Source organism: Smaragdicoccus niigatensis DSM 44881 = NBRC 103563 (assembly GCF_000380645.1).
GTDB classification, from domain to species: Bacteria; Actinomycetota; Actinomycetes; order Mycobacteriales; family Mycobacteriaceae; genus Smaragdicoccus; species Smaragdicoccus niigatensis.
Genome location: NZ_AQXZ01000018.1, coordinates 367,973 through 384,466 on the forward strand (window position 1 = coordinate 367,973; position 16,494 = coordinate 384,466).

The window sequence follows — 16,494 nt, forward strand, 5'->3', positions numbered from 1 at the left end:
GGTGTCAGAACGTGTCGTCGGCGATGTCCATCAGATCAGTGTCAACGTTCTCGACGATGGTGCGGGTCGCCGAGATCGTCGGCAGGATTGTCTTGGCGAAGAACGAAGCCGCCGCGCGCTTGCCGCGGTAGAAGGAGTCGTCACGACCGGCGTCGAGGGCGGCACCGGCAATGTTGGCTTGCACGAGCAGCCGCCATGCAATGAGGAGATCGCCGACTGCGTGCAAGTACGCGACGGACACGAGTCCGACCTTGTACAGCTCGCTCGGATTCTGTTGCGAAGCAAACAGATACGTCGTGAGTGTGCCGGTCATCGACTGAACGTCAGACAAAGCGGCCTGCAGCAGCTCGCGTTCGACCTTGAGCCGGTCGCCGGTGAGGTTGTCGATGAACGCTGAGATCTCGCCCGCGACGTGACCGAGCGCAACTCCACGGTCGCGCACGATCTTGCGGAAGATGAAGTCGAGCGACTGAATTGCGGTCGTTCCTTCATAGAGCGAGTCAATCCGGGTGTCGCGAACATATTGCTCGATGGGGTAGTCCTTCAGGAATCCAGATCCGCCGAGAGTCTGCAGGCTCTCGTTGATCCACTGGAAGGACTTCTCGGACCCAACGCCTTTGACGATCGGCAGGAGCAGATCGTTGACGCGGGCCGCCAACTGGGCATCCACTCCGTCAACCAGCTCAATCCCGGGATCATAGGAATACACCGCGGCGTACATGTAAAGGGCGCGCAGCCCTTCGGCGTACGCCTTCTGCAGCATCAGGCTTCGTCGTACATCGGGGTGCCGCAGGATCGGCACGCGCGGCGCGGCCTTGTCCGCGGCCTTGGTCAGGTCTGCGCCCTGGAGTCTGTCTTTCGCATAGTCACGGGCATGGTGATAGGCCGACGACAGCGTTCCAGACGACTTGATTCCCACCATCATCCGCGCGTATTCGATGGCCTTGAACATCTGGGCGATGCCGTTGTGGGCATCGCCCACCAAGTATCCGACGGCCGGGATGTCGGTCGCTCCGAAGGTCAGTTCGCAGGTAGGGGATGCTTTGATACCCATCTTGTCTTCGAGCCCCGTCACGAAGACGCCGTTTCGCTGCTGCAGGTCGAGTGTGTCCGGATCGAACAGGAACTTCGGGACGTAGAAGAGGCTCAAGCCTTTGGTTCCCGGACCTGCACCTTCCGGACGGGCCAACACGAGATGGAACACGTTCTCTGCAGTGTCGCCAACGTCGCCGCCGGAGATGAACCGCTTGACGCCTTCGATATGCCACGTGCCGTCAGGCTGCGCGATGGCCTTGGTACGCCCGGACCCGACGTCGGAGCCAGCGTCCGGTTCGGTCAGCGCCATCGTGCCCAGCCAGCCCCGATCCAAACCAATTCGCGCCCAACGCTTCTGCTGTTCGGTACCGACCAGCGCCAGGACCTGCGACATGACCGGGTTGAAGTACCACTGCACTGCCGGGTTCGAGCAGGCGAGCATTTCGTTGACGGCCCACATCGCCGGCGCGGGCGCGGGCATTCCGCCAATCTCTTCGGACATCCCGATTCGCCACCAACCGGAATCCTTAAGCGCAGCAACGCTGTTCCGGAGCGCATCCGACACCGTGATCGTGTGCTCGGCGGGGAGGAATCGCGGTGGGTTCCGGTCGCAGTCGGCGAAGGAAGCCGCGAGCGGCCCCTCGGCCAGCCGCGCGACCTCACCGAGAATCTCTTTCAGTGTCGCGGCGTCGAGATCGCCGTATGCACCCGAATCGAGCACAGTGCCAAGTCCGAGAACCTCGAACAGATTGAATTCCAAGTCGCGGACGTTTGAACGGTAATGGCCCATCCGGGCACCTCCAGCGCAGTTTGTACAGATCTGTATAAAGACTGACCGGGTAGAATGATTGTTCATGCCTGTACAAAGCGTCAAGCAACCTGCCGCGCGTGTCCGGGCCGAACATTTGAGCAAAGAACTTCGCCGGACCCAATTGCTCGACGCGGCCCTGTCGATCGCCGTCGAAGCCGGCGTTGGGGCAGTAACCATCAGCGGTGTCGCCGAACGTGTCGGCGTCGCACGACCCTCCGCGTACGCGTGCTTCACCGACCGCGCGGAGTTGATCGACGCGCTACTGCGTCGTGCGGAGCAGAACGTAACCTCGCTCAGTATCGAGGCGCTGTCCGGCAAGCACGTACAGGCGACGGCAAGCGACTTCGTCTCCGGCTTCGAAACCGTGCTGGGGATGGTTTCCGAGAAACCCGACTCCTGGCGGCTGATCTTCGCGTCGGCAACCGATCCGGACCCCGCAGTCGCCGCGATGCTCCGACGCACTCACGAGGCCGTTGCCGGCCACTACAGCAAACTGCTCCGCCCAACCCTTCGCGCGTGGGGGACCGAGGATCTCGACCGGAAACTGCCGGTCCTCGTTGAACACTTCGTTTCCGCAGCGGAAGGGGCGGTCCGCATCATGCTCCGCGCGGACAACACCTGGACCAGCGCCGGGCTCGCCGACCTGATCGGCAACGCTGTCTACCGAGCGCTGCGCGGGGCCTAACCGAGGCGCTGATTCTGGGCTGAATCGAACTGTGAAGCAACAATGCTCCACGCCGCATCCAGAGGCGTCTCCTGCCACGGTGCACTCTGTTTGTGAATGTGAAGGGACGCAACACCGTGCAGTCCCGCCCAAATGCGCATCGCGATGAGCCTGCGGGCAGCGTCGTCGCCGGTCTGAAGTAGATCGGCGACTCGATCCAGCAAATCGAGACCTGGGCCTGTTCCCGATTCAACGTGCGGATCAGCCCGTTCGAACAGCATCTGATAGGCGCCAGGGTGTTTCAGGGCCCATCCGACGAACGCAGTTGTCAGCGCATACAACCGTTCTCGAGGCGGTGCCCCGTATATGTCCCCAGCATCTAGGTGTTGCCTCAACTGTTCGAACAACTCGGTGGCAATGGTGAGCTCGAGTGCATCCTGTGACGGAAAGTGCATGTACACCGCAGAGGCCGATACGCCGCATTTTCGGGCGATCGCGCGCAGCGAGGGGAGTGGAAGCGGCTGCGGTTCGAGCAGCGCTTCGATGGCTGCGTCCAGAAGTTCGCGACGCAGTTCTGGGCCGCTACCTCGTGAGTTTCGCCGACGAGCTTCGGTCACGATCTCTCCTTGACAACTTCAGTGAACACATGTTCAGTAAAGCATATATGAACAGCTGTTCAGTTAGGGGAAGCTACATGCGATTCGATGGCAAAACGGCCATGATCACCGGGGCGAGCAGCGGAATCGGCGCGGCCTTCGCCGATGCGCTCGCGAGCCGAGGAGCGGATCTTGTTCTCGTCGCGCGCCGACAGGACCGCCTCCAGGAAGCAGCGGATCACTTGACCGGCAAGTACGGAGTCCAGGCACGGATCATTCCGGCCGACCTCGCGAACCCTGAGGCGGTCGCAGCGCTGACGGAACACGTCGCAGGAATCGACATCTTGATAAATAACGCGGGGTTCGCCACGCACGGGGCTTTCGGACAGAACGATCCGGCTCGAATGGACCGGGAAATCGCCGTCAACGTTGGAGCAGTCGTCCAGCTGACACAGGCGGCACTGTCATCGATGGTCGAAAAGAACGACGGGTTGATCGTGAACATAGCGTCAACGGCAGCATTTCAACCAATTCCGTACATGGCCGTCTACGGCGCGACCAAGGCGTTCGTGCTGTCGTTCACGGAAGCACTCTGGGGCGAACTCGAGGGTACGAACGTTCGGGTCATGGCGCTATGCCCTGGCGCGACGGCGACTGAATTCTTCGACGTGGCAGGCGAATCCGCGAGCGTGGGGAAGAAGCAGACGCCCGAGCAGGTGGTCGCCACCGCATTTCGAGCAATCGAACACTCGACTCAACCATCGGTCGTTTCCGGGGTTGTGAACACCCTCTCGGCGTCGATCCCGCGCTTCCTGCCTCGCCGAACGGTCATTCGGATCACGCGACAGCTGGTGGCGCCGAAATAGCGATGGCAAATCATGAACGGTGAGCCGTCGATCGCTACACCTGTGGCTCCTTTTATGGCCGATTACCTTCGCGCAGACCAGTGAAGATCGAGCGTATGGGGAATGACCAGCGAGCCGTCCGCTTCTTTCAGAACGGCATCCACGGATTTCATGGCTGCCCCCAGCTGATCGCCTTCGAGCATGGAAATGTGGCTCCAAGACTGGACCCATCCACGAATCTGGTCCCGGCTCATCACGGCTTCTGTCGTGATGCGGCGATCGCGGATGGTGCCGAAGTGCGGTGATTGATCGATTGCGGCTTGCCACTCGTTGTGGAGAAAGCGCTCAGATGAGGCCGTTACCTGGGGGGTTATGTCTCGCCAGGGCGACGCGGCTTCGACCAGTTGGTCGTACAGATGTCCTTGTGGGCGATACCAGACAACTGCGAGCACAGCGCTGCGGCGCAGTACGCGTGCGAACTCGGCAACGGCAAGGTCCGCGTCGAACCAGTGAAAGGCGTTGGCGACAATGGCCGCGTCGGCACACTCGTTTCTCACCGCCAGTTTCTCTGCGCGGGACGCCAAGGGATAGACGTTCGCGGACTCGTTGGTGAGTCCGGTCAGCATGGCGGCCGAGACGTCTATTGCCACGACCATGCGCACGACCGATGCGACCGATGCTCCGACCTGACTGGGGCCCGACCCGATGTCGAGCACGGTCGACGACGAAGTGAGGTTCAGGATGTGTGCCAGTAGTGACGGCATTCGCGCTGGATAGGACGGGCGCATGTGTCGGTAGGCGCCGCCGACTCCCGCTTGTCTCCAGGCCTGACTCACAAAACGACCGTAGTGGGAGCCGCAGCGCGTCGCTTGGGAACTTTCGCTGGACCTGAGGTGTGCAAACGATGCTGACTCCGCTCACTGCGCGGCTGGAAACCCAGCAGGCGCGTTGCTTCCTGCGCAAAGCGTTCTTTCTCGGGCAGGCTGCGGGCACGCCGCCAGATCACGATGAGCGACCGAGAGAAGTTGAGTGGCCAGACACTCAACTGCCCAGAGAAACCTGAGCGCACGATAGTGCTCATGTCCAACGAAATCATGGTTCGAACAGCCACCCCGAACGACGCGGCTCAGTGCGCCCGCATCATGTTCGATGCATTCGAGAACATCGCCACCACGCACGGCTTTCCGATCGAACCGCAAACCAGAGAGTTCTGCGACTTCCACATGGCGTCGGCGCTCGCAACTGATGGCACTTTCGCGCTCGTGGCGGTCCGGGACGATGACATCATCGGCAGCGCCTTCGCCGACGAACGCGGAGCCGTTGTCGGAATCGGGCCGGTCACCGTCGATCCGGTCGCGCAAGACGCCGGCGGTGTCGGCCGTCTGCTGATGCAGGGGCTTCTCGACCGCGAGCGAGACCGCCAGGCCGCCGGCGTCCGCTTGGTGCAGACGGCCTACAACTACCGCTCATTTTCGCTCTATGCCAAGCTCGGCTTCGAAGTCCGTGAACCGCTTTCGGTGTTCAACGGGACTGTTCCACGCAGCGCCAACCCGTCGCAGACAGTGCGCCCCGCAACAGGCGTCGACTTGAACGAGTGCAACGCGCTCTGCCGACGCGTCCACGGCTATGACCGGTCCGACGAACTCGCGGCCTGGACCGGGCTCGGCATGGCGCAAGTTGTCGAGTCCTCAGGCCGAATCACCGGGTACGCCACCGGGCTCGGATACGGGTGGCACGCCGTCGGCGAAAGCAACGCAGACATCATCGCGCTGCTCCAATCGGCGGAGATGTATCTCGGACTGGGTTTTCTGGTGCCGTCTCGCAACACCGAACTGATGCAGTGGTGCCTGAACTCCGGACTCCGGATCGTTCAGCAATCGACCTTGATGACAATTGGCGATTACCCCGCACCTCAGGGTGCATGGCTGCCGTCAATCGTCTACTGAACGGCACGTTCTCAACGCGTGGCCTCTTAGGCTGTATCGGTGCGATTGACGTGGCCGCTCATCGGCCGCACCGACAAAATGCGGTCCGTGCAGGCCGCATTGTCAACCCCTGATGTCGCCGGGATCGTCATATTCGGCGCCGCCGGTGTCGGAAAGTCGCGCATCGCCCGCGAAGCGCTGGCCGCGGAAGCTTCAAGAGGACGCGAAACGCGGTGGGCCGCCGCGACCTCCGTAGCCCGCGGACTGCCGTTAGGTGTGTTCGCGCCATGGACGTCCGCGACTGCGACAGACACTCCGCACGTCATTCGCGAAGTGATCAACGCGCTGGTGTCATCGCCGACCGGCGTCCCACCCATCGTCTGCATCGACGATGCCTACCTGCTCGATGACCTGTCGACATTCGTCGTCCACCAGATCGTCGAACGCGGCGCCGCCAAAGTAATACTGACGATTCGCGATGGGGAACCGATTCCACCGGCCGTGCAGGCTATCTGGCGGGGTGGCCGGTTCGATCGCCTCGACGTGTCAGCCCTGTCCCGGGAGGAGACGTCGCGACTGGTGTCAACGACACTGGGCGGCGCATTGGATCCCGATGCGGCCCGGCGACTCTGGACACTCACCCACGGCAACGCGTTGTACCTCCGAACCATCGTTGAGCAGGAAGTCGCGGACGGACGGCTGGCCCAACAGCACGGCTACTGGCGATGGACAGGCAACGCGAATGTGCCGCACAGCCTGGCCGAGCTCATCGAATCCCGGATCGGCGCACTGTCCGCCTCGGCTGGCGATGTCATCGATGTCGTTGCCGTGGGTGAGCCCATCGACCTGGCGTCACTGACGAACATCGCCGACCCGCAGGCTGTCGAGGAGGCCGAGTCGCGCGGTCTTCTCGTGCTCGAACGGGACGGCAGCCGCGTTCAGGTGCGATTGGCGCATCCGCTTTACGGTGAGGTTCGCCGCGCTCGCGGTTCTTCGATGCGCTTTGCGCGCCTACGTGGCCGGGTTGCTGCCGAGCTTGCCGCCTTCGATGACGGCACAGACATGCGGATGGCGGTTCGCCGCGCCACCTTGAGTCTCGACGCCGAGATCACTCCCGATCCGGACCTGTTCGTCCGTGCTGCCCAGGGTGCGCTGTGGCTTGCTGATCTTCCGTTGGCTGAGCGTCTTGCGGACATCGCCATCCGGGCCGGAGCGGGTGCCGACGCCAGTTTCATTCGCGCACACGCGCTGGGATGGCTGGCCCGCGGTCACGAGGCCGACGCGGTCCTCGGCGCGGTTGACATCACGACACTCACGACCGCCGGACAAGCGAGATTGGCTTTCTTGCGGGCCAGCAATCGGCTGTGGGCGCTTTGCGATCCCGCCGGGGCAAAACAACTCATCAACGATGCGTCGAACCTCCTTCCGCTAGAAGACCACGCCTGTATTCAGGCATTTCTGACGGTCTACTGGGCAGCGATGGGCAACTGCACAGAGGCGACGTCGGCATCGAAATCCCTCTCTCTGGAAGAGCTTCCGAACATCATTGGCGTTGAGACAGCGTTCGCTCGGACTATTGCGTCGGGGGGTGGCGGGCGAACCACCGAAGCGATCGCCGCTGCGGAGACCGCCTACTCGCTCGTGAACGAGACCTACGATGCACCGCACATGCGGTTTGTCGTGGCGGACAGCCATGTCGCCGCGCTCGGGCTGGCCGGTCGTGTATCCGAAGCATCCGATGTCGCACAGGGGCTCGAACAGTTCGCATCCGACATGCCCGGAGCCGCCGCACTACTTAACGCCGCGGTGGGCGGCTGTGCCGCATTGACTGCCGGCGACCTCCGTTCCGCGTGCTCGCTCCTGCAACCGGTTGTCGAGTTGCTGTCGGCGGGGGAGACGAGTCATGTCGCATACCGGTACCAACTGCCCCTCGCGATGGCGCTGGCGATGCGAGGTTCGTCGGATCAAGCCGCAGCCTGGCTGTCCCGGCTCGACCCGCAGCAGGCTGCGACCTGGCGGTACGTCGACTATGAACGTCGCCTTGCCTGCGCGTGGCTAGCGGCAAGCCAGGGCGCGATCACGGAGGCGATCGCAACGGCGAGATCGGGCGCCGAAGCCGCACGTGCAAACCTCCAGTTCGCAGCAGAGGTGGTGTGTCTTCAGACGGCTGCGCAATTCGGTGATCGGTCATGCGCGGCGCGTCTGCACGAACTCGAAGACCTCACCGAGGGACCTCGCGTCGTGCTCGCGGCACGGTTCGCTGCGGCGCTGACATCGTCCGACGGCGTCGAGCTGGCAGCAGTTTCTGAGGAATTCGAGGGCACAGGCGATATCATCGCTGCCCTTGATTCCGCCGCGCACGCCGCAATCGCCTTCCGAAGCCAGGGCCGTCGCGGATCGGCTTTGGGCAGTGCGGCGCGCGCCGATGCGCTTGCTCAACGCACCGGCGCGGCCACTCCAGCGCTTCGAGAGGGTGCTAGCGAGCTGCCACTGACTGATCGGGAGCGCGAGATCGCGATGCTGATCGGCCAGGGGCTGTCGAATCGGGCAATCGGCGAGCGGCTCACCCTGTCTCATCGCACCGTGGAAAACCACATTCACCGTGCGCTGACTAAAACCGGTACGACCACTCGGGACGAATTGGCCGCGCTGCTGCCTCGATGACCGAGGACCGTTTGGACGGAGGGCGAGAATCCGACAATTGGCTCGCCTTCGTTCGTTCCGATTGAATGTTTTTCCATTAGGTTCTACGGTCCCTCGAATACGCACATCCGCAGACCCGGGGGACGTCATGACGATTGGATCCGCGCCGCAATTACTGACCGTCTCGCACTGGCCCGCGGATGAATCGTCGGACGTCATCGACACGACCGTCGGTGGAGTGCTTCGGGACACCGCCGCGAAAACGCCGGACGCCACCGCCCTCGTCGCCCATCGACCAGACGGCACGCGGTCGAGCTGGACGTACCGCGAACTCCTCGCCGACGCTGAGCGTGCAGCAGCCGGTCTCCTCACACGGTTTGCTCCGGGTGAACGGCTGGCCGTGTGGGCGCCGAATACTCCGGAGTGGGTCATCCTCGAATTCGGTGCCGGCCTGGCGGGGATTGTTCTGGTCACAGTCAACCCCGCGTACCGGCCTTCTGAACTGGCGTATGTGCTCAATCAGTCGGGGGCGTCCGGGATCTTCCTGACGGAATCATTCCGCAGTCCGATGTTGCAGTACCTGCAGGAGATCCGCTCGCAGGTGCCCACCTTGCGCGAGGTGGTGCTCTTCAGCGACTGGGACGCATTCCTCGAGGCAGCCCCGGCTGGCGTCGATCTGCCCAACGTGCAGCCGAGTGACGTCGCGCAGATCCAGTACACATCGGGGACGACGGGCTTTCCCAAGGGCGCGGCGCTGCATCACCGCGGCATCGTGAACAACGGACGGTTCTTCGCCGAGCGCGCGGGCGTACGGGCAGGAGACGTCTACCTCAGTCCGATGCCCTTGTTTCACACAGCCGGATGCGTCATGGGCGTGCTCGGCATGGCGGGAACAGGCGCAACTCTTGTGCCGATCTATGCGTTCGATCCCAACGCCGTCCTCGATATCTGCGAAGCCGAGCGGGCGACCGGCATGGGCGGCGTGCCGACGATGCTGATCGCCCTCATGGCTGCTCAGCGCGCCAATCCGCGCGATCTTTCGTCGCTCAAAGTGGTGGTGAGCGGTGGTTCGCTCGTTCCGGCGGATCTCGTTCGCCAGGTGGAGCGCGAGCTCGCCGTCACGTTCAGCATCGTGTTCGGCACGACCGAGTGCTCACCGCTGCTCACCCAGGTCGCGCTTGACGACGATGAACGGACCCGGGCAGAGACGGTCGGTCGAGCGCTGCCGCAGACTGAGGTGAGAGTGTGTGACCCCGCAACGGGTGACACCGTCCCCGTCGGCCAACTCGGGGAGTTGTGCGCACGTGGTTATCTGGTGATGCGCGGATATCACGACAACCCGGCGGCGACGGCCTCTGCCATCGACGCCGACGGTTGGTACCACACCGGCGACGTGGCCGCGATGGATGAGCAGGGCTACGTGCGGATCGAGGGACGAATCAAGGACATGATCATTCGCGGCGGGGAGAACATCTATCCGCGCGAGATCGAGGACCTGCTGTTCGCGCACCCCGCCGTCGCGGACGTGGCCGTCGTGGGGCTGCCGGACGACCTCTGGGGCGAGATCGTCGCAGCGGTCATCCGGCGGAGTCCAGATGTCGAGGTGACCTCAGAAGAGCTCCATAACTACTGCCGTCAGCACCTGGCCGCCTACAAGACACCCGTGCGCTGGGAGTATGTCGACGGATTTCCCCTGACCGGCTCCGGCAAGATTCAGAAGTTCAAGCTTCGGGATCAGCTGATTTCGATGGGTCGTTGATCGCGTCCTCGCGTACGCAGCCGATACCGGCTATTCCATACGGAATCCGATCTTCAGTGTCACCTGTGTGTGGACCACCGCACCGTTCTCGATGTGCCCGCGGATCTCGGCGACTTCGAACCATTCGAGGTTGCGGATGGTCTCGCTCGCTTTGGTGACGGCGTTGGTGATTGCTGCATCGATTCCAGATGTGGAGGACCCGACGACCTCAGTCTTGCGGTAAACATGTTCGCTCATAGCTCCACGTTTCCACGTCGGGCGGGGTCGCCGAGCAGAATGACTCAGGGAGTGTGCTGAGCGATTAGCTTCTCGGTCGGGCTGCACTCGCCGCGATGACCTTCCGCAGAAGATTGTTCAGAACTTCGGGCTGCTCGAGTGGGACCATGTGCCCGCTGTTGGCAACCACAACGAATTCAGACTCCGGGATCGCTTCTGCGACCGCTCGATTGAGCGCCACCGTGGTGGTGACGTCCTTCTCGCCGGCGACGACGATCACCTGTGCACCGGACAACGCGGGCAGCGCGGCGGTAGTGTCGTACCCGGTGATGGCAGGCAGATAGTTCGCGAGCGCGTTCATAGAATTCGCCGAAACCATCGCAGCAAAGATGCGCCGGGTGTCGAGCGCGGCCGACCGGGCATGGAACAAGCGACCGATCTCCAGATACGGGGCGAGCCCAACCGCACGCACGATCTCGGGACGAAGCCCGAGCAGACGCAGAAGGCCCGGTGCCACCTTGGTCACTTGGCGGACCAGGCCCGAAGGCAACCCCAGCGTGAGGTCGCGACCGCGAACCGCGGTGGCGATGAGGACCGCGGACACGACGCGTGGCCCGAACAACTCCGGATGGAGTCCGGCGAGCGCCTGAATGACCATCGCTCCCATGCTGTGTCCGACCAAGATCACAGAACCGGAGGGAGCGCAGTCCTCGATCACGCGATGAAGATCTTCTGCGAGCAGCTCCATCGTCGCCGGCTCCACCGCGGCCGACTCCGACATGCCGAATCCGCGCTGGTCATAGAACACCCGTTGAACGGACGAATCCGCGATCGGCCCGCGTTGCTCGCGCCAACTGGTCAGATTCAGCGTGTAACCGTGGCAGAAGATCACTGTCACCGCGCTTGGGGACGATCCGTCGATCTCCGCGTGCAACGTCGCGCCGTCGCCGAGGGTCACGTGATGTACGCGTCCGCCCCGACCGGTCCGCCGGATTTCCTCGAGCTCGGTGTGGCTACCGCCCCGCAAACGATCCCTGATGTTCCCGGCCACGTCCGCCGGCCAGGCAGTCACCCAGCGTCGTCCCTGAACTGACTCTGCACACATCCCACCACGCGCCTTTGCATCGGATCGGCAATGATCGATTGCTTAGTCGGCAACACGGGTTGGGGCTCGCGCCACGAGCCAGCCCGGCGAGCCGATGTCCCTCGGTGATTACCCACCTGCGGGCCCGCCAAGCACCCGTGCGCTGGGAGTATGTCGACGAGCAAGTCGTCGGGGGCCCGACGTCGAAGCGATTCGGTATTTCCGAGTACTGACCCGCTAGCCTCAGCCGAGGCGTCCGAGTAGCGCCTGGGACTCGATGAGTCCGGCGTCGCTGGGCGCCAAGCCGTCAGCGAAAACTCGTGCGTGCTGCTTCGCACGAAGCGCGAGGTGTGCTTGCACGGGCTTGTCGAAGCCGTACCGGCGTCGTCCTTCTCCGGGCGTGAGTACTTCCGTCGACCGAGGCTGGACGCCGAGAAGGTACGGCGCGAGAACCGGAACGGCTGACGGCGCAATGATTCCCACGATGGCCAGCTGAAGCTGTGGGTCGCTGTCGATCATTTTGTAGAGCGTCCGAAGTACCGGCTTGACCATGACATCAACGGCTACCGGCTGGTCGAACCCGCTCAGTTTCCGCATCCAGCGAGGCATGGTGGCGATTGCTCCCGCGCGGATGATCCAGTTCAGTGCCTCAACCGCTGGCTGCACCGCGGTCGGAAGCTCCGGCAGCACGATCTTGGCGTTGAGCAGATGGTCCATCATCGACTGGGCCGCCTCGCTCGCCGCGAGGCGCGGGCGCATGCGGTCGAAGTATTCGCGTACGCCTTCGCTGGAGCGGGGAACGTCCGCCGGGTCACACGTCTGGAACTCCGCGGCACGCGCGCAATCTTCCCAGTACTGCCTTTCCTCCTCGGGAGTCAGCTTTCCGCCGCCATACATTTCGTAAGCCGTGAGGACGGAGTGCCAGCCGGTGAGGAGAATCCACAACTGCGACTCCGGATTGTTTGCGTCGTACTTGTTGCCACTGATCGGCTCGATTCCGATCGCCTTCGAATGCACCTTCACCAGCACGTCCGCCATCTTGGCGACCGTCTCGGAGTCGGCGAAAGCCACCGCGGCGAAGTAGCGGACGGTGCGGTCGTAGCGCGTCTTGGGGCGGTCATAGTTGGCGCCCGTGACGTCCACTGCCGCGATGAGGTTCGGGTCGAGTTCCTCGATCACCACGGCACGCTGAATCCCGGTGACGGCGGTAGTGCCATTGCCCCAGACCTTCCAGGCAACGGAGCCGGGTCCGAAGTATCCGTAGTCGGCCATGGGTTGGGCCTCTATGGGCGCGACCTCCAGCTTCAGGGAGCGGAAGAGCGCGAGAATCATATTCGTCAGCATTGACGTCTCCATATCGTTTCTGCGGAGTTATGGCTGGTTGAGGCCTTAGGCGTGACGAAAAGCCCGGTAGGTGGACGCGCCGACGAAGGCACCGAGCGTCATGGGTGTCCACTCATGTTTTGAGTCGTTGAGCATCGATCGAACAGCCCCTTCACAGATCGACATGAACTGCTCCACGAGAATCGGAAGCTTCAGTTCTGGGTCGACCGTTCCCCAGTAGGCGAGGGTTGGTCGCAACAGTCGCGCGAAATGGGTGCCGATCGCGGCTCGTCCCCACTTGAATCGATCTGCGACGGCCTGGTCCGGCGTGGCGTCCATCAGGATCCGCCAGGTGTTCGGCCGTTCGGAGATGACAGTGAGCAGTGCCTGGAAACCTTCGATGAACACGGCTTCGTCTGCCTTGGCACGGCCGCGGGGAAGTGCTCCCAACGCGCCCAGGATGAGTGCCTCTTCTTCACGTTCGATCAGGGCCGTCAGCAGCGTCACGCGATCGGGGAAACAGGCATATACGACCGTTCGCGCGACCTGGAGTCGATCCGCGATCGCGCCCATAGTCACGGCGGCGACCCCCTGCTCAACCGCAATCTCCAACGCAGCATCGAGTACGGCTGGGCGGCGACGCTCCGGCCCAAGGTGCGCCGCACGGGCCCTGTGCACAGGCTTTTGTGCATTCATGAACGGAAATAATACACGGCCGAACAATTTTGGCACCGCAGCCGCACCGGAAGGGATTAGGTGCCGAAGATCAGGATGTGCACGGCGCCCACGAGAATTCCGAGAAGTCCGCCATGCGCGTACAGCAGCCACGCGTCTTGTTCGATCGCAACGTAGAGCATCTCGACAAACTCATCAGGGGGGAGCTCCCGCAGCTTCTCTGTGCAGAGGGTCTTGATCTTTGCCGCGGTTTCCCGGTTGAACTCGAGGTCGTCGACGAGCCACGGCTGCATCTCCATCGCCAGGGTGGCACCCGCGTATTCCAGAGTGGCGTCGAACTCTTTGCTTCCTGAGCCCATGCGCGCCAGCGGCAGAAGCGGGCCGAGCATACGATTGACCTCGACCTTGAGGAACGTCGCGATGACTTCACGTGTCTTGTCGCCGTTGGGTCCGTCGAACATTTCCCGTGCGATCACTTCGAGAGTGACGACTTGGTACGCGATGGCGTGTGCGAGGCTCTCGGCGGCTTCGTGCTGGCGCTTGGCAAACTTGGCGACCCGCCACGGGTACTTGTACCGGGGTTGCGGTGTGGAGGGCTCGAAGACGACCTTGATCGCGATGACGTTGACGATGACTCCGACGAGCGCGGCACCACCGAGCACCCAGATCCAGACCGGCAGGAAATGGAGCGTGACGTCGAGCCAGTGCGGGAGGAATCCGAAGTAGGCCGCGCCGGGATCGGCTTCATGCGCCTGTTTGGCGTCTGGCCCGGTGTAGTGGATGAAGGACAACCACAGCGCGAGGATGACACCCATCGGACCGCCGAGCAGTCCGATCCGGACCATGAACTTCAATTCGGGTGCACCGAGGCCGTAGATGATGTCCTTCATCAGTTCGGGCCGTTTGCGCAGATAGCCGACAACCAGAAGCTTGATGTTGATGAGGTTGTTGAAGTTGTCTCCGATGAACTCGAACGCGCGATCGCAGATCGTGGGAAATTCCTTCTGGATCCGGTCGTGGAGCATCTTCTTGCCCTGCGGCGGCATGTCCCGCCACAGTTGACCGTTTTCCTGCTTCATGATCTCGTCCACCATCGCCGGCACCTGGGGCATTGCGATCCGGGCGATCTGCTCAGAGATTCCCTTGGGGTTCATCTCCATAAAGAAGTCCTGCGCTGAACCGATCTTCGCTACGGCGTTATCGGTGACGAGCGACGCCATCTTGTCGGCGCGGGCCGGGATGAACCCCTGGAAACCGACGATTCCACCGGGTGCCCAGATCGGCAGGATCTGAAGCTTTCGTGGCAGGAACGGAAAGATCATCTGCGCACCCGGCATGTAGAAGCCGGTGAACCTGGCGGGCGCGAACAGCATGATGACGCCGGTCCAGTTGGTGATGAGTCCGGCGAATGCCGAGAACAGTGGGATCGAGACGATGTCGACCACGAACTTCGACTGACCGGTGATTTCCTCCCAATCGAGTAGACCGAACAATCCCGCCGCCGTGACCGAACTCATGGGACACCTTCCTTATCCGTGCCAAGCCGTCGCACCTGCGATCGAGCCGACAGTGACTTCCGTCGCTCCATTTCCGACACATGTGTACGTTATTAGTACACGGATGTATGTTTTGGCGTGACGCGAATGCCGTTCGACCCGGTCCACTAACCTGCGGGTTTGCCGCTCGCACCCCAACGTCTCATGCCACCTCGAGGAGTTCCGCCGCCGGACGAGAACCGCAATCCGCAGGTCACAAGTGTGATGAGCGCCAATTAGTACACCAATGTACTAATCTGTCGAACTCCTCTACCTTCGAAGACAACGCTTTCAAAGGAGAATGCAATGTCTGTAGCTTCGAGCTCACGGAAGACCGCGGTGGCTCCGGCCGCCGACTACGGGTTCTTTGGTCCCGACTCGGTCACGTGGAAGGTCTGGCGCTACCCGACGTCCCTCACGATCGGGTTCCAGCGAGCGGTGACCGTCGAGGAGCTCGACCCGGCGCTCGTCGCCGCGGTCGATGCCACCCAGGCGATCCGCTACCGGCCCCGCGCCCGCTACGACCGCACCCTGACGTATTTCGGCACCGTCGCCTTCGGTGACTCCGCCCGGGCGATGAAGCTGTCGGACATCCTGGTCAAGGTTCATTCCAAGGCGGTCGGCATCGACCCGCTGACCGGCAACGTGTACGACGCCAACGACCCGCACTCGCAGCTGTGGATCCACATGACCGCGTGGCACTCGATCCTCTATTCGTACGAGCGGTTCGGCCCCGGCCGGCTCTCGGAGGCGGAGGAGAACCAGTACTGGGAAGAGTGCGCGATCGCGGCCGAGCTCCAGACGTGCGACCCTGCCGATGTCCCTCGGACCCGTGAAGGGGTCCGTCAGTACTTCGAGTCCATGCGTCCGAAGCTTGCGGGCAGCATCGCCGCGCAGTCGACGATGGATCACCTGCTCGACGCAGAGGTCATGTTCCCGCCGATGCCGGCGGTCGCCACGCCCGCGGTGTGGGTCGTGAATATGGTGATGCGCTGGGCGACCATCGCGACGATGCCGCAGTGGATGCGCAAGATGGCCGGCCTACGGCAGGGCAAGCTCGTCGACCTGGCGGTGACGCCGGTGATGAAGATCAGCATGAAGGTGCTGAGCCACCCGCGCCTGTCGTTGCTGGTTCTCTCTGTGCTCTCGCCCGGCACCGAAGCCGTGTTCGCGCCGGTGCTGCGCAACGTGGAGCCGGTCGACCCGGTCGTGATCACTCCCGCCGAGGCGCGTGAGCGCTATGGATACGTCAAGCCCTCCGAGGCACACCACGAGCTGCGCGCGAAGCAGCGCAACCGCGTGCTCCTCGAGGGCGTGGCACCGAGTGACTCGGTAATCACCGAGTCCGAGGCGTACCTGGGAAAGGTCGGCTGACGTGGCTAT

At 62.9% G+C, this 16,494-nt stretch carries 14 protein-coding genes; 6 read left to right on the forward strand and 8 right to left on the reverse strand.

Annotated elements, in window-relative coordinates; translation table 11 throughout:
- Positions 1 to 4 precede the first annotated feature (4 nt).
- Positions 5 to 1,825: an acyl-CoA dehydrogenase gene (locus tag F600_RS0117960; RefSeq protein ID WP_018162029.1), complete on the reverse strand. Its 1,821-nt coding sequence runs from the start codon at positions 1,823 to 1,825 to the stop codon at positions 5 to 7.
- Positions 1,826 to 1,889: 64 nt separating this feature from the next.
- Here F600_RS0117960 and F600_RS0117965 point away from each other — a divergent pair, with 64 nt between their 5' ends.
- Entirely contained in the window at positions 1,890 to 2,531 is a 642-nt protein-coding gene (locus tag F600_RS0117965) for a TetR/AcrR family transcriptional regulator (protein ID WP_040632007.1), read from the forward strand.
- On the opposite strand, the gene F600_RS30630 is transcribed toward F600_RS0117965, so the two are convergent.
- On the reverse strand, positions 2,528 to 3,127 hold the full coding sequence (locus F600_RS30630; protein WP_018162031.1) for a TetR/AcrR family transcriptional regulator: 600 nt from the start codon (positions 3,125 to 3,127) through the stop codon (positions 2,528 to 2,530). The genes F600_RS0117965 and F600_RS30630 overlap by 4 nt on opposite strands.
- Before the next feature lie 77 nt (positions 3,128 to 3,204).
- Between F600_RS30630 and F600_RS0117975 the strand changes: the two genes are divergently transcribed.
- Positions 3,205 to 3,972: an SDR family NAD(P)-dependent oxidoreductase gene (locus F600_RS0117975; RefSeq protein WP_026306665.1), complete on the forward strand. Its 768-nt coding sequence runs from the start codon at positions 3,205 to 3,207 to the stop codon at positions 3,970 to 3,972.
- 62 nt (positions 3,973 to 4,034) lie between these two features.
- On the opposite strand, the gene F600_RS0117980 is transcribed toward F600_RS0117975, so the two are convergent.
- Complete coding sequence (locus F600_RS0117980) at positions 4,035 to 4,667, reverse strand: class I SAM-dependent methyltransferase (protein ID WP_162141445.1); 633 nt, start codon at positions 4,665 to 4,667, stop codon at positions 4,035 to 4,037.
- A gap of 363 nt (positions 4,668 to 5,030) precedes the next feature.
- Here F600_RS0117980 and F600_RS0117985 point away from each other — a divergent pair, with 363 nt between their 5' ends.
- The 3 genes from F600_RS0117985 to F600_RS0117995 all read left to right on the forward strand — a co-directional run bounded on the left by F600_RS0117985 (position 5,031) and on the right by F600_RS0117995 (position 10,278).
- The gene (locus tag F600_RS0117985) at positions 5,031 to 5,897 is read left to right on the forward strand and encodes a GNAT family N-acetyltransferase (protein WP_018162034.1); all 867 of its coding nucleotides are present in this window, start codon (positions 5,031 to 5,033) and stop codon (positions 5,895 to 5,897) included.
- Between the two features lie 78 nt (positions 5,898 to 5,975).
- On the forward strand, positions 5,976 to 8,540 hold the full coding sequence (locus F600_RS0117990; protein ID WP_081628947.1) for a helix-turn-helix transcriptional regulator: 2,565 nt from the start codon (positions 5,976 to 5,978) through the stop codon (positions 8,538 to 8,540).
- Between the two features lie 127 nt (positions 8,541 to 8,667).
- On the forward strand, positions 8,668 to 10,278 hold the full coding sequence (locus F600_RS0117995; RefSeq protein ID WP_018162036.1) for an AMP-binding protein: 1,611 nt from the start codon (positions 8,668 to 8,670) through the stop codon (positions 10,276 to 10,278).
- Positions 10,279 to 10,308: 30 nt separating this feature from the next.
- On the opposite strand, the gene F600_RS0118000 is transcribed toward F600_RS0117995, so the two are convergent.
- From F600_RS0118000 to F600_RS0118020, 5 genes are all read right to left on the reverse strand, one after another.
- Entirely contained in the window at positions 10,309 to 10,515 is a 207-nt protein-coding gene (locus tag F600_RS0118000; protein ID WP_018162023.1) for a dodecin, read from the reverse strand.
- Between the two features lie 64 nt (positions 10,516 to 10,579).
- A complete protein-coding gene (locus F600_RS28850; protein WP_162141446.1) occupies positions 10,580 to 11,566 on the reverse strand; it encodes an alpha/beta fold hydrolase in 987 nt (328 codons plus the stop codon).
- Between the two features lie 255 nt (positions 11,567 to 11,821).
- On the reverse strand, positions 11,822 to 12,922 hold the full coding sequence (locus F600_RS0118010; RefSeq protein ID WP_245541562.1) for an oxygenase MpaB family protein: 1,101 nt from the start codon (positions 12,920 to 12,922) through the stop codon (positions 11,822 to 11,824).
- 45 nt (positions 12,923 to 12,967) lie between these two features.
- Positions 12,968 to 13,597 carry a TetR/AcrR family transcriptional regulator gene (locus F600_RS0118015; RefSeq protein WP_026306667.1) on the reverse strand — a complete coding sequence of 210 codons (630 nt, stop codon included), beginning with the start codon at positions 13,595 to 13,597 and terminating at the stop codon, positions 12,968 to 12,970.
- 56 nt (positions 13,598 to 13,653) lie between these two features.
- Positions 13,654 to 15,093 (reverse strand): DUF445 domain-containing protein, encoded by a 1,440-nt coding sequence (locus F600_RS0118020; RefSeq protein ID WP_018162040.1) that lies wholly within the window; start codon positions 15,091 to 15,093, stop codon positions 13,654 to 13,656.
- Positions 15,094 to 15,417: 324 nt separating this feature from the next.
- Here F600_RS0118020 and F600_RS0118025 point away from each other — a divergent pair, with 324 nt between their 5' ends.
- Entirely contained in the window at positions 15,418 to 16,485 is a 1,068-nt protein-coding gene (locus F600_RS0118025) for an oxygenase MpaB family protein (protein WP_026306668.1), read from the forward strand.
- Positions 16,486 to 16,494: the final 9 nt, after the last annotated feature.